The 13,215-nt window shown below is 43.4% G+C and carries 15 protein-coding genes; all 15 read right to left on the bottom strand.

Going from position 1 to position 13,215, the window contains the following annotated elements; all coding sequences use genetic code 11:
* Window positions 1-31: 31 nt before the first annotated feature.
* Window positions 32-871 carry a phage-like element PBSX protein XepA gene (xepA, locus tag NSU05_RS06800; protein WP_003245597.1) on the bottom strand — a complete coding sequence of 280 codons (840 nt, stop codon included), beginning with the start codon at window positions 869-871 and terminating at the stop codon, window positions 32-34.
* A gap of 43 nt (window positions 872-914) precedes the next feature.
* On the bottom strand, window positions 915-1,079 hold the full coding sequence (locus NSU05_RS06795) for an XkdX family protein (protein ID WP_014479563.1): 165 nt from the start codon (window positions 1,077-1,079) through the stop codon (window positions 915-917).
* Window positions 1,076-1,405 (bottom strand): XkdW family protein, encoded by a 330-nt coding sequence (locus NSU05_RS06790; protein ID WP_038428831.1) that lies wholly within the window; start codon window positions 1,403-1,405, stop codon window positions 1,076-1,078. Before NSU05_RS06790 ends, NSU05_RS06795 begins: the two co-directional genes overlap by 4 nt.
* A gap of 11 nt (window positions 1,406-1,416) precedes the next feature.
* A complete protein-coding gene (locus NSU05_RS06785) occupies window positions 1,417-3,480 on the bottom strand; it encodes a hypothetical protein (protein WP_038428830.1) in 2,064 nt (687 codons plus the stop codon).
* 2 nt (window positions 3,481-3,482) lie between these two features.
* Window positions 3,483-3,755 carry a hypothetical protein gene (locus NSU05_RS06780; protein ID WP_038428829.1) on the bottom strand — a complete coding sequence of 91 codons (273 nt, stop codon included), beginning with the start codon at window positions 3,753-3,755 and terminating at the stop codon, window positions 3,483-3,485.
* Window positions 3,752-4,330: a YmfQ family protein gene (locus NSU05_RS06775; RefSeq protein WP_038428828.1), complete on the bottom strand. Its 579-nt coding sequence runs from the start codon at window positions 4,328-4,330 to the stop codon at window positions 3,752-3,754. Before NSU05_RS06775 ends, NSU05_RS06780 begins: the two co-directional genes overlap by 4 nt.
* Window positions 4,314-5,360, bottom strand: a complete 1,047-nt coding sequence (locus tag NSU05_RS06770) for a baseplate J/gp47 family protein (protein ID WP_003232669.1) — start codon at window positions 5,358-5,360, stop codon at window positions 4,314-4,316. The genes NSU05_RS06775 and NSU05_RS06770 overlap by 17 nt, the downstream gene beginning before the upstream one ends.
* A complete protein-coding gene (locus NSU05_RS06765) occupies window positions 5,353-5,778 on the bottom strand; it encodes a DUF2634 domain-containing protein (protein ID WP_038428827.1) in 426 nt (141 codons plus the stop codon). Before NSU05_RS06765 ends, NSU05_RS06770 begins: the two co-directional genes overlap by 8 nt.
* A 56-nt stretch (window positions 5,779-5,834) precedes the next feature.
* Entirely contained in the window at window positions 5,835-6,101 is a 267-nt protein-coding gene (locus NSU05_RS06760) for a DUF2577 family protein (RefSeq protein WP_015252273.1), read from the bottom strand.
* Window positions 6,101-7,078, bottom strand: a complete 978-nt coding sequence (locus NSU05_RS06755) for a phage-like element PBSX protein XkdQ (RefSeq protein WP_038428826.1) — start codon at window positions 7,076-7,078, stop codon at window positions 6,101-6,103. The genes NSU05_RS06760 and NSU05_RS06755 overlap by 1 nt, the downstream gene beginning before the upstream one ends.
* Window positions 7,079-7,093: 15 nt before the next feature.
* Window positions 7,094-7,753, bottom strand: a complete 660-nt coding sequence (locus tag NSU05_RS06750) for a LysM peptidoglycan-binding domain-containing protein (RefSeq protein WP_038428825.1) — start codon at window positions 7,751-7,753, stop codon at window positions 7,094-7,096.
* The gene (locus tag NSU05_RS06745) at window positions 7,746-12,044 is read right to left on the bottom strand and encodes a transglycosylase SLT domain-containing protein (RefSeq protein ID WP_052124599.1); all 4,299 of its coding nucleotides are present in this window, start codon (window positions 12,042-12,044) and stop codon (window positions 7,746-7,748) included. The genes NSU05_RS06750 and NSU05_RS06745 overlap by 8 nt, the downstream gene beginning before the upstream one ends.
* A gap of 10 nt (window positions 12,045-12,054) precedes the next feature.
* The gene (locus NSU05_RS06740; RefSeq protein ID WP_072566146.1) at window positions 12,055-12,192 is read right to left on the bottom strand and encodes a hypothetical protein; all 138 of its coding nucleotides are present in this window, start codon (window positions 12,190-12,192) and stop codon (window positions 12,055-12,057) included.
* A 41-nt stretch (window positions 12,193-12,233) separates the two neighbouring features.
* Window positions 12,234-12,680 carry a phage portal protein gene (locus NSU05_RS06735; protein ID WP_015715734.1) on the bottom strand — a complete coding sequence of 149 codons (447 nt, stop codon included), beginning with the start codon at window positions 12,678-12,680 and terminating at the stop codon, window positions 12,234-12,236.
* Between the two features lie 90 nt (window positions 12,681-12,770).
* Complete coding sequence (locus NSU05_RS06730; RefSeq protein WP_003232677.1) at window positions 12,771-13,214, bottom strand: phage tail tube protein; 444 nt, start codon at window positions 13,212-13,214, stop codon at window positions 12,771-12,773.
* Between the last annotated feature and the right edge of the window lies 1 nt (window position 13,215).

Raw genomic sequence — 13,215 nt, 5'->3', positions numbered from 1 at the left:
CAGATCACCTCCCTTCCGAGGGCCGAGACTATTATGAAACCGCGGTCCCTTTTACCGAAAGAGTACCGCCGGTGATACTGATAATCTCCATGATGATCTCCTTAAACCCTTTAATATCAAAGGCCCATGCCTCAGCTTTTCCTAATGTACTGGAGGCAGTGGTAGCATCATCAGTTTTCACGCCTCTGATCGGCAGTTTCTGTCCTGACACCGATTTGCCCCAAAATTTGACTTCGCTCATTTCTGCTGTGCCGTAGACTTCAACGAGTAAATGCGCGGCACCGTCAACAGGTAAAGCAGCCCCCTCGCTGGCGGACTCTGCATTTTCATGAAAGACAAAGTCAAATGTTTTGCGAGCCTCGACTTTCAGCCGTCCATCGTGTGTTTGATTCTCCGCAAAGTCAATCTGTAAAGGCGTTTTTTCATTGACACGCACATCCATCTCACCCGCACCGACTGATTGGTATAATACAAACTCAGATTGCTGAAGATTCCCGTTCACATAGCGGAAACGGTAATAGCGTTTAGAAAGATATACCCAGTCCGTCGCTGTCAGGACGCCTGCTGCGACATTAACTGCTGCTGTCGTTGTCCAAACATTGTTGTTGTCGCTTTCTTCTATAAAGAGCGTACCTTCACGATCTGCATACGCCCAGCCCTTCACTTTCGAAATCAGAACTGCGCCAAGCCTGTCCTGCCCGAGCTGACTGTATGCCTCAGTCGCCTTTAAAGCAGCATTTGTTAAAATCTCCGCTACGCCTGACAAATTCGAAACAGGTGTCACAAAATCATTTTTTCCTCCTCGATAGGGCTTTACAGCGCCGGCTTTTCCAGCCTTATCGAGAGGAAATTCATATTGATACTTCACCATCTTCATCCTCCTTTGATCTAAAAACAGGCAAAATAAAAAAGCCTTACATGGCTTTACCGGTAATTTCTTTATACTGGTCAGCTGTGATCAGCTTTTTGTTCACACCCTCTGCCAGATCCTCAATTGAACAGTCTTTATATGCTAATGCTTGTTTTACCATATCTGCTGTCGCCCACTCATAATAGAGGGCAAGCACCCAATAATTCATTCAGAGTAATCTCCTTTCAAAGAAAGTAGTGAAAGCTTTATACCTGCCAGCTCGTTTCCCAAAGTTTTGTTCAATTCTTCAAGCTGCTTGCGTGCCAGCTTTTCTTGTGACAATTCTTGAGCGAGAAGCTCCACCTGATCAGGCGGCTCGTACGGCGGGTTTTTTTGTGATTCCTCCCACCAGGATTCGAGTTCTGCCTGAGTCGGCAACGGCGCCCGGAGATTCCATTTCTCAATGTATGAACCGTTCCCGTCATTACGCAATTCAAAATCCTTTCTCGATACTGCGTTTGGATACTTGTACATAATGGCATCATATAAGATCATAAAGGTACCTCCTAAACTCTCGGGTAATTTCTTCCGCCAAGCTCCAGAACATCAAAATAATTGAGAGCTCCATTCGAATCTGTAACATATCGTGTTACATCTCCAGAATAACCAACATAAACATAAATTTCAACATAATCTCCTGCATCAAGCGGAACTGTAACAGATCCAGTAACAGTTGCATTAAACTCATTATCACTGTTATTGGAAGGGGTAGGCATTCTAAATTGATTCATTAATTTATACTTTGTGCCGTTTACATAAACATATAATTCAAAATTGGAGTATCGCTCAGTATTTTCTATATATAAACTAGCACTGACTAAATGCATTCCTGCATGACTGGCTACAAACCTATTGTTTTTTGTATCAAACAATTTATGGCTATCTTTTATAATACGGTTATATTTAATTTTGTTATTTTCTCCTTTAATAAGAGCTTGACGCCCAGTAGTCCCAATATTAGCGTGAGCAAACCCTGATATCTTTTGCCACGCAGTCCAGCCTGAATCTGCCCACCAATGACGGATCCAAGTCCCTACATGATCATAACTTCCACTAGTTGTGTCTGCATTTCCATAGAAATACTGAGTAAAGCGATAATTACTATGCTTTTCATTTTTTACAAATCCATAAGTGAGCGGGTATCCTGTAGTGTTATTGGCCCCTATGTCCATAAAAGTGATTCCGTATTTGTAATCATTTCCGCTTATTCTCGCATCTTGGATTGCATTTGATCCTGTTAGAACAGTTAACTTTTGATTTGTATAATTTGTTTCAACATAGTTTTTAGCATCAGCTAAAGCTTTATCCGCTTTATCTTGTGAACCTTCTGAATTCTCCAATATATACCATCCTGAATAATCAGTACCATTAACTGCTACCCTTGTATAAAGTGTTTTCGTAGAGATGCTAAACCAATCTTGACGTGTAGCCCATTTATTTGCAGAGGGGTAGATAATTAATAAACCTGTTCTGTTATCATTTAACGGAAATTGATTTTGCAAAACTGGATTTGCATTCATGTAATTAGTGTCTAAACGATAAGTGCCAGGCGGAAGATTTAAATCATTTGCATCGGTTATTGAATTTAATGGTCTAGTAATAAAGGCCGTGCTGTTAGTATAATCTTTTGATTGGTTTAAAGCAGTATCAGCTTTTTTTTGCGCACCATCAGGTGTCTCCTGCTTAACATTCTCAACATTTCCGAGACCCACTTGTTGTTTAGTAACTGAATGAGGATTAGTTTTATCATTTTCATGAAGATCTAATTCTGTTTGAACTCTATCTATAAAATCTGTTGTTGCAATTTGTTTCCATCCTCTAAATTCTCCATCAGTGTGAACCATTCCAATCCACATCATGCTTCCCCAACTTTGGTAAGCTACTATTGTTTTCCTTCCTGAACCGCCTTCTACAATATCGTAGTTATACCAAACTGCATCGCCTTCCACCGGATTGTTTACAACTGACTGACCAACTGCACAATAAAATCCAGAAGATAATGTAAGAATATCTGTACCGTCTTGGAGTTGTATTCTTTTACCGTCGTCTCCAGTAAGTTTAATTAGTTGGGCAGCATTCCATTTGTTTCTTTCCTCTTCAGATACATGAACTTTAGAATTGTTTAAATGAGCATCAAAATCTGCTTGTGAGGCTTGTTTCACATTTTCGACATTCCCAAGTCCAACCTGTGCTTTTGTTACTTGGTTAGGATTATCTCTTCGTGCAGCAAAATTGTCTGTATATGCTTTGGCGTTTGCTTCAGCTTGATCTGCCTTATACTGGGCACCGGCAGGAGTTTCCTTCGCATTCCATTCATCACGTTCTACTGATGTAATATGCCGGGTTGAATCATGATTATGTTCATTAAATTCCGTCTTTGAAGCCTGCTGCACATTATCCACATTCCCCAGCCCGATTTGCGCCTTTGTTGTATTGTGGGGGTTGTTCATGTCGTTTTTGTGGGCAGCCAGGTCTGTGTGGGCGTCTTTTATTCCTTTTTCCCAGCGGTTGACGTCATCTTCGTTGATGGGGTCGTCCGGAAGCCAGTCTGTTTTTTCTTCGTATGCCATGTTTACACCACCTCAAAAGTAAATCTGAAATCAAGTGTTCTGTTTTCGCTGACGTCCAGGTCAGTCTTTCTCTCTGTGATCACATTGCCCAGCTCGTCAAAAATTTGTACCGTTTCGATATGCTTGATGTCTTCCTCACGTTTTGTCAGAATGGTGACGGTCGCACCGTCAATGGTGAGATCTACTATTTCTGTTTTTTGGCCGTTGAGCAGCACGTGATCGATTCTGCTTTTTAGATCAGCCGCTGTGCGTTCTCTGTATATGGTTGAAATCAAGTTAAGACCACCTCATTATTGTTAAGAGTGACAGAATAACCGACCTTGAGCTCACTGGCTGTTCGGTATCTGCGATGATTCAGGATAACTGTGTCTTTGATTTGCAGCGTCTCGTTCAATCCGCCTCTGAGCGTATACGCCAAATGAGCGGGCTTCATGTTTTCTATCGCTTCGATCAGCTCATTCATGTGCTGGAGGTCATCAACATTGATATCGACGTTAAATCGGTATTCGCCGGGAATCAGGCGGACCTGTGCAGACGGGTTTTTCAAGAAACGGTTTACCGCCTGCTCAATGGCCCTGTATGTGATTGGCGGGATGTTCGACATTTTGGAAATGAGCCTCAATCGTCTGATCTCATCAGTGTCACCTGATTCCCGCGGTACGTTTAAAATCTTTTCCCAGCGGCTGAGCCCCCATGTCGCCGTCGGCACGAATAACTGATCCGTCAGATCAAATATGCTGTCATTTTGTTTATCAAACTCAGGCGCTTCCGCTTTCAGCAGCTCAGCCATTTCTTTAAGGCTGGTGAGAAACGGCGGCAGATAAGCTCGCATGTCATCTTGTTTGCTCAATGATCTTCACCTGCCCAAGCTTAGGAATTTCCACGTCGCTCAGCACCAGATTTTCAGACGTGCCGTTGATTTGAATATTGGAGTAGTCACTGACTGATGGTGAATTATAGACGATATTGTTAATTTGAGAAAGGCGGATGACGTTATCTTCAAACGCCATTTTCTTAAAGAGATTTAAAACGCCTTCCTCAATTTCTGACTTCACTTCATCAATTGAGTGATTGATCTCAGGCAGCACTTCGGCAGAAATCTCAACTTCTTTCCAGACCGCGCTCTCCACTGTGACAACGGCTCCGATTGGCGCCTGTCCCTCTCCCTGTCCTGGTTCAGGGTCGATATAATCTTTCACTTTTTGAATTAAAATAGGAGAAGCGGGCTCAAGATTCGCATTGGTGACGACAATTTTGACCGTGCCTTCACCGTTCCAAAGCGGGAAGATCTTTGCCTTTCCCACACCGTCCACTTCCTCAGCCCACTCTTTATAATGCATTTTATTGGCACTGACGGCCTCACGCCGAACCCTTGTAAAATACCGTTCTCGCAAGCTGTCATCTCCCTCTTCTTCGCGCCCCGGAATCAGGATTTCTTTGACAATGGCCGTTTCTAAACCGGGAATGGTATCCAATGACAGTAAATTGCGTCCGGTCAGGTTGGCGTTTCCTGCTTCACCAGGTGTTTCACAGATGAGCGTCCCGTCTGCCGTATATTGAAAATAAAGATTATCCACGTAAAAGCGGGAGCCGACAGGAATAGTAACTCCAGATGTAAACTCTCCCGCTCTGACAGCCTTTGTCGCGGCAGTTCTTTCAATTCCCGCTTCCGCTGCACGCCTGTCTAAAAATTCGCCTTGTGCGGTATCAGAAAAAACTAGCTCAAGCACAGTATCCAGCCATATATAAGACTTCGCAAGCTCGGCCGCCGCCGGGGCTAACGCATTATAAATGACGCTGCCTTCTCTTGTGTCAATATCTGCGGAAATGCTGTTCAGCATACGCTCCATAATCGCTTCAAAAGTCTGATCTTCAAACATCTTCGCCAATCACCTCCTCAATCTCAAGCGTTCCTTCATCCGTCTCCACCACGAAGGACACATGAAACGCGTCGCCTTGTTTTTCAATCTCAAAATCTGTTACAGCCGATATCCGGTCATCATAAACCAGCGCCTCTTCTATCAGCCTCGGGATCTCCATCTTTTTATAGGCATCAGTTGTCTCATGATCGGTCAGCACGTCCTGAAGCTCGTTTCCGACATTATGGCTGTATATGGAATACGCATAGCGTTCTGTCTGTAAGGCGATATACACGAACTGCCTGATCGCTTCAAGCCCGGTAATCAGCTCATTCGTAATTCTTCCGTTTTCAAAATCTATTTTGTACGTTTGCGAGGTTTCAATGATTTCACTCACATCTTCAATATCTTCAAACTCCACTTCTGGTGTCAGGGCCATGATGCCCACTCCTTTTACATGCTAAATAAAAACCCCTTCGTACTGAAGCGGTTTGTCTATACCTTATCTAAAATAAAAAACGATTGCCCGCCAGTCAGAGCCGCGGTCATGAGGCGATCCCCCGGTTCGAGTGCATCGTCTCCTCCGGACTGCATTCGTTTTGGGATAATGATGGCGTCTTCCGGTATGATCAGTTTGCTGTTTTCTTTTAATTTGATTTCCACAGGAGAAACCGAAACGACTTCAGCCGGGAGCAGTTCTACCGGAGACTCAGCGTCAATTGCGCCGACTGCCAAATGTTTTATAGCCTCACTTAATCTCATCAGGATACTCCTTCCGGAATCGTATTCTTTTCGACAACATCGATCGTCATCGTATGTTTCGTTCCTTTAAATTCATGCCGGTCCGTATCTACCCAATAGGTTTTCTTGATGCCGGCCTCTGGAATCGAAATATAGACGGGCAAGCCGCTCTGCACTTCCGGAATGCCCACTGCCTGAATATTTTTCAGTTCTTTTTTCACGCCCTTTTTTTCAGCAAGGCGTACATCTGCCCGCTGCTGAAGCTGTGCCTGGTTGATGTCATCTGTGACCGTTTCCGTATATTGAAGCACACCGTATTTATTTAAGCCTGAACTGTCCTTGGCAGAGGCTTTATATGTCTTATTGTCCTTCTGCCGGCGAAGCACCACCCGAGTAGCAGTATCGTTTATAGAAGTGCTGTATTGGTAGCCCGTGATATTGACGCCCGTTTCAAGCACCCATACTTCTGACGGATCTGGCCAAGCGCGCAGACCGAGCTTTCCTTTTTCCGAATACAGCTGGTAATGTCGTCCTGTCTGGCTTTTCGTCTGTTTCAGCGCTTTTAATATGATGTCATACAATGTCGTATCATTTTTAATGACAAGACTTTTGATCGTATGGCCTGTGTTTGCGATCGAGGTTGTCGGTATCTGGAAGTCACTCGCAATCCTTCTGATGATCTGGTCGGCCCGCTGATTGGAAAACACGTACATATCCTGGTTTTTGACCAGGTACTGAAGCATGTCATAAGCGCTGAAGGCAAGCGTATGCTCGTCCGGGGTTCTTGCAAAAACAATGCCCCGAAACAGCTCTTTTCCCTTCCATTTAAACAAGACCGTATCTCCTTCTGAGACACTGTAATACGTCTGGTCGCCCTGCTTGGTGACGATGGTTGCTTCAATAGAACGCGGCGCCTGATAACGATGGCCTTCAAGCGATACGCTTTCTGCAACCAGCTCAAGCCACTCTGTGTCTTTAATGACGAACAGTTCTATCATCATACATCACCTGTTTCATTGCGGTATCTTTAATTTTTGGCCGGGAAAAATCCAGTGGCCCGGCTGCCTGATGTTCCGTTTGCTTCGTTTGATCATTGCTGTTTTATTGGCGTTCCAAATTTTGCGCCATTGGGTGCTGTTCCCGTAAAATCTGCCTGCAATGTCCCATAGCGTGTCTCCCTTTTTCACTGTGTACGTCTTCGGCGCAGCCTTCGACGGACGTTTTGCCTTTGTTTTTTTCTTCTGCTTGATTTTCCGCGGGGAAGCGGTTTTGTATTCTTTTAATTGAATATCAAAGGAACGATCACCTATATCCTGCTGGCCTTCGCTATAGGAAAAACCTTCAATACTGCATGTTAAATTCACTTTAGTTCCCGTAATCAAAAACTGAACCGGTTTTTTGGCCTTCATCCATTTTTCAATTTTTGTTATCGCATTTTCCGGCGACGGGAAGGTTTGATATTCAGCTATTGGGCTGTATTTCTTCGGAAAAAACGAAGAGAACGAAATTTCTTTCGCTCCTTGTTCGTCAATAAATGTAAGGTCACCGAACTTGGCTACTTTAACCGTCTCATTCTGAATCGTATTTGAAATATTCAGCTGGTCGGGAAGAACGGGGAGCCGCAACTTGTCCTTCCCTTGTGAAATCCAAAATTCATATACGGATTTAGTCAAATGCAACGACTCCCTTCGTTCCAATATTGATATCCTTTTGCAATTCATCTATAAGCGCCTGCTTGATTTTCGCTGCAAGGCTTTCGGCGTCTTGTCCATTATGGAAATGCTGGTCTCCGTTAAACTCAATCTTTATTTCTTTCGTTCCGGCTGTTTGTATCGTTTGCCGTGTACCGGATGTAACTGCTGAAACTTGTCCTGAAGAAAGCTCAGACTGCTGGGATTGAGACGGATCTGTCACTTCCATTCCCAGAGCTTGCGCAGCTCTCTGAAGGAGGTAGCGGCCTCGGATGCCACGTTCCTCTGGGATGATCCATTCCCGCTTGTTTCCTTCACCGACACGTGCAATTTGTTCTTTTGTAATCAGCCCGCCGTTTGCGTAACCGACATAAGGTCCGCCATGCTTCATGCTTTTAATACCAGGTACATTGTCAATAGAGCCGTATCTGCTTTTGATGTAGCCGATTGCGGCAGCAGCGTTATGAATCGGGTTTCTAATGTTACCCATGCCTGGCGCTTTGTGTGCGTTAAAAGTGGTTGGTACTGTCTGCATGAGCCCTTGGGATGGATTGCCTGCCTTCGCGTTACTATCCCACAGGTTAATGGCGTTAGGGTTGCCTCCTGATTCAAACTTTGCAATTGTCATCAATCCCGGAAGCCAGCTTAATGGTGTTTTTGTGGCCATCATTGCAGCCATAAGCCACTGCTTCACATTTCCACCTACTGCACCCATTCCGGAATAAGCAGCTGCCAGTGATCCAGCTTGCTTTTCAGCATATTTTTTCACATCGACAGAATCCAGACCTTTTACAACACCAACGGAGGCAAAACGCCCTAAGCTCATCATGACACGAGAAGGTGAATGGATATCTAGCTCCTCCCGGAAAGCTTTCTCGACTTTTTTTGCTAGTTCCTTGGCAGCTTCATGAACTTCACTTGCTTTTGAAGTCATGCCTGAAACAAAATTCCCGATCATTCCGGTTCCCCAACCGTTTGATGATTCTTTAGACTTTAAAAACGGCTTATTCACATGAGTATTTACATACTGATCAGTGCCAGTTTGTGAACTATTTTGACCGGAAGCAAACCCTTTGATCGTACCAGTTCCCCATGAAGAGGATTTATTTACAGTGTTCTGGAATGGTGTTTTGACTTTCGTCTGCAAGAAGCCATCTGTTCCGGTTGCCGTACTGTTCTGGCCGTTAGCATAACCATTGACCACTTGTTTTCCGTAATTCGGAGAGTAAGAGATCAAGTTTTTCATAGGCTGTCCAACATTTTTCTGTTTCCAAGCGTCCATAGAAACAACATTATCCCCAATACCTTGATCAAAGCCCTGCGTGAACTGTTGACCAAAAGAAGCAGCCTGTTCATTAAGGCTCGAGGTGTCAACGGTAGGAGATACTGTAGCAGAAACTGTTGATCCGCCGGCTAATGGAGAAACAGCAGCTTCTCCACCTGCAGATGAAGCAGAAGCCATGTCATCAACAACGCTCATCCCTAGTTTAGAAGCGGCCTGAGAAAGAAGCATTTTACCGCGACCCTTGTTGTTATCAACAGGGATCACAAACTCCTTGCCCGCTTCACCAATCCATGAAATGGTTGGTTTCGTAATATAGCCGCCCGTCGCTTTCCTTTCAAGGACGCTTTTTTGTTTAGGAAAAACACTTGTTGGCCCTGATGATTGCGACTGAACAAGACCAGCAATTCCTCCACCACCGCTAGTATTTTTACCAGATGAAGACTTACCGGATTTCTTTGTTGTCAATCCCGTAGCTTCCTCGCCTCTCCCTATGATATTGCCTATGATCTCCCCTCCAGCGTCAGCTAGTCCTTTTAGCTTAATGACCCACCAGAAGGTCTTTTCAAACTTCCTCTTAATTCCGTCAGCAATATCACCTAATGGATCACCAACATTTTCACGGAACCAAGTTTCAACGTCTTTCCATGCGTCTGTCACTGCGGTTTTTGCCGATTCAAATTTTTCCGAAATGGATTTTTTGGCATCCTCCACTTTTGAAACAATAGGATTCCAAACATTTTCACTGAACCAAGCCGAAACTGCACTCCATTTATCAGATATCCACGTCCATGCTTCGTTAAGCTTTGTCCAGATCCAGTTTGCCGCATTAGTGACAGCATCACTTACCGGCGTCCACACATTTTCCATAAACCAAGTGGAGACTGTAGACCATAAATCCGAAATAAATGTCCATGCTTCGTTGATCTTCGTCCAAATCCAATTTGCTACGTTACTAACTGCGGTACTGATCGGATTCCAAACGTTGTCATAAAACCAAGTTGCCACCTGAAGCCATTTTAATTGGATCCAGATTCGTGCATAATCAATATGTGCTTGGATCCAGCCAGCCACAGTTGCCACTGCGTTACTAATTGGATTCCAGACATTATCCATGAACCAGGTTGAGACAGTGGACCATGTATCTGAGATCCAAGTCCAAGCATCATTTATTTTTGTCCAAATCCAATCAGCAGCATCGGTGACACCGTCAACTAATGGATTCCAGACATTATCCATGAACCAAGTTGAGACAATCTTCCAGAGTGCTTGGATACCATCCCAAGCAAATAGAAAGGCACCTACTATTAAATTTATAATCGGAACTGCCGTGTTATAAATAGGTGTCCACACGTTATCCACAAACCAGGATGATACGTCATTCCAGGTATCAGTCAGCCATTTCTTAGCATCCTCGAATTTGTCAGTGATCTTATCAATCTTATCGCCGGCCCAATCACTAACAGGGGTCCAGACATTATCCATAAACCAATCTGAGAAATCAGACCAAGTATCCTCGATCCAATCAACGGCTTTTCCTGCACCGTCCTGAATTCCATCCCATGCTTTAGAAGCGCCGCCATCATCAAACCATTTGCCAATGGATGATCCTAAATCTGAACCCCCGATGCCACCTGCAATACTACCGACAACGCCGCCGACAGCAGTGCCAACAACGGGGACGACAGAACCAATGGCTGCACCCGCGGCTCCTCCTGCAGCAGCTCCGCCAAGATTCCCGGCAAAGGAACCAACTTTCTCACCTGCATTTTCTTTGTTCATCCCGAGTAAGTCGGTTGCCGCTAATGCAGTTCCCAAAAGAGGGATACCTTTCGCAAATTTCCCCAAACCTTTTAAAGGCGTTAAAACTTTCCCCCATTTTGATGAGTCGGTGGCAGCGGACCTCATACCTCCGAACCAGTTTCTGAACTTAGAACCAGAATTTCTTCCGCTTGTGGCATTTTCTCCTGATGTACCGCTCTGACGTCTTCGTAATACCTCGCCTGGAACTCTCAGTGTTCGTCCTGAAGTCCTTGCACTTGTCGGACTTTTTCTTTTTTTATATCTTTTGTTGACTTTGCTTCCAGAGCTATTACCTCCGCACCCACAGCAGCAGCAACAGCATCTCTGCCCGGTGTTGCGTTTATTAACTTTCTCATTACTCTGCGTATTCCCAGGCGCAGTATTTGCTTCATTATCATTTTTTTTCAATCCAGGAATTTTTTCAAATAACGAGTCAAGAATCGTTTCTATCACTTTATCTTTAAAAGCTGTTCCGAAGTCTTCTAATGTTTGCATAAACCAATTCTTTTTTTCTTCCGGTTTCTTCTCGTTGATCTTATCAGCAGCTAATTTTTCTTTAGCGATAATATTAACTGTATATGTTTTTTCAAAATCTTTTAAAAGTGCTGTAATTCGATTAACGGTTTTTGTTATTTCATCAATCACTTTTAATTTAACTGTATATGTTTTTTCAAAATCTCCTAAAAGGGCTGTAATTCGATTAACAGTTTTTGTTATTTCATCAATCACTTTTAATTTAACTGAATATCCATTTTTAAGGTTCTTTTGCAAATATCCCAATATTCGTTTTGTAGCTGGGGTGATTTGATCATTGACGAAAAAACCGACTGAAAACTGATTTCCGCTCAACATTTTTCTTATTTTTTTATAAGCATCTGTTACATGTTCAATTAGACTTACAGTAATATTTCTTTCTATTGGGAGCCGTTTCAGCTTATGCTCAATAACATTAAGTCCGGCAGTAGCCTGATCATCAAGAACCACTTTAACTTCAAGTGATTTTGCGAATTTCAAAACAATATAGTCATTGATCTTTCTCAATCTGTAAAAGGCTTGATCCTCTGCCTTAATACTGATTTTGATTTGTCGATTAATGGTTTTCACCTTTTTTTCGACCATTTGAAACCCTTTATGAATTCGTTTTAACTTTTTAGAAACTTTATCTTCCAGGTCAAAACGAGCTGTCAATTTAGCGATATTATGTACCTCCTTTCCTCGATTCTTTTTCCATTAATTCAAGCTTATATCCAATCAGTCCATACAACAGCGCCTTGAAGTTTCGAGGCGCTTCATACAGTTCTAATAAATCTGATGGAGAATAATGAAGCTCGTGCATCGCATAGTAGAGATACACGGCTTCTTTATGCCCATCCTTGATTAGTTTTTTGCTTCTTCTTCCAGATCCTCTAATTCATCTTCAAATCCATTAATCTCAATCGCTTTGTTTAACCAGTTCGCATACTCGCCTCCAACTGAGAGCACGCGTTTCGCAACTTCTACCGGGTCAGCCGTTTTGTAAGCTTCTCGAAGCTCTTTTGAACGGAAGTCCGGATAAACGGTTGATTCAACTGCGATTCGGGCATAAAAGCGTTGGCTGTCTAAATCTTTTACACGGCCTCTGCCTTTGACATTTTTATACGTTGTTGTTTCTTTCTCCAATTCATCAATGCGCTCCGTCGTGATCGCTTTAAAAATAAATGGCACGATGTTCCCTTTTTTATCAACAAAACGCTTTGAGATCGGCACTTTGATTTCCTCAGCTTCAATTGTTTTTCCCGGCATAAAAAAGGAAAGATCATATACGTTTTCGTTCTTCTCGCTCATGTAAAAAACTCCCTTGTCTATTGTTTGGTTTCATCTTTAAAAAACAGACCTTTCTGAGAAAGGTCTACGTATGGGCTGATTCAGCTTTGATTAAAACGTGTCAGATAGCTTTTCAGGGACGTCGAAGTCTTCGAATGTAAATGGAACTTCTTCCTCTAACGCTTCTGAATCGACATCAAGGCTTGCGATTTTGGCAGAGTCAAAGTTGACGTCGTACAGCGTAACTCGCTCTGTGCCCCGGCCTGAGGATTGATCATCCAGCACAGCTTGGAGCGTGAAATAAGGGTCGCTGCCTTTTTTGACATAGTCCATCATCAATAGCACGAATTTTGATGTGACTTTGTAGAACGTTGCGGTCCCTGTTCCATTTGCCCCTGTTGTTTTATGGCCTGTCATGCGGCGGCCCATAATGTTGACTTCGGATTTGTTTTTCTCAACGTTTGCTTCAAATGTTTTGATGTGCGCCATTTCCTCACCATCGAGAAATAAGCGGCCTTCTTTTCCTGAGATTGTGTTTTGTGCTTTTAATGCCATA

The organism is Bacillus sp. EU52, assembly GCF_037964975.1.
GTDB lineage: Bacteria > Bacillota > Bacilli > Bacillales > Bacillaceae > Bacillus > Bacillus subtilis.
This window is presented reverse-complemented; position numbering and strand designations above follow the sequence as displayed.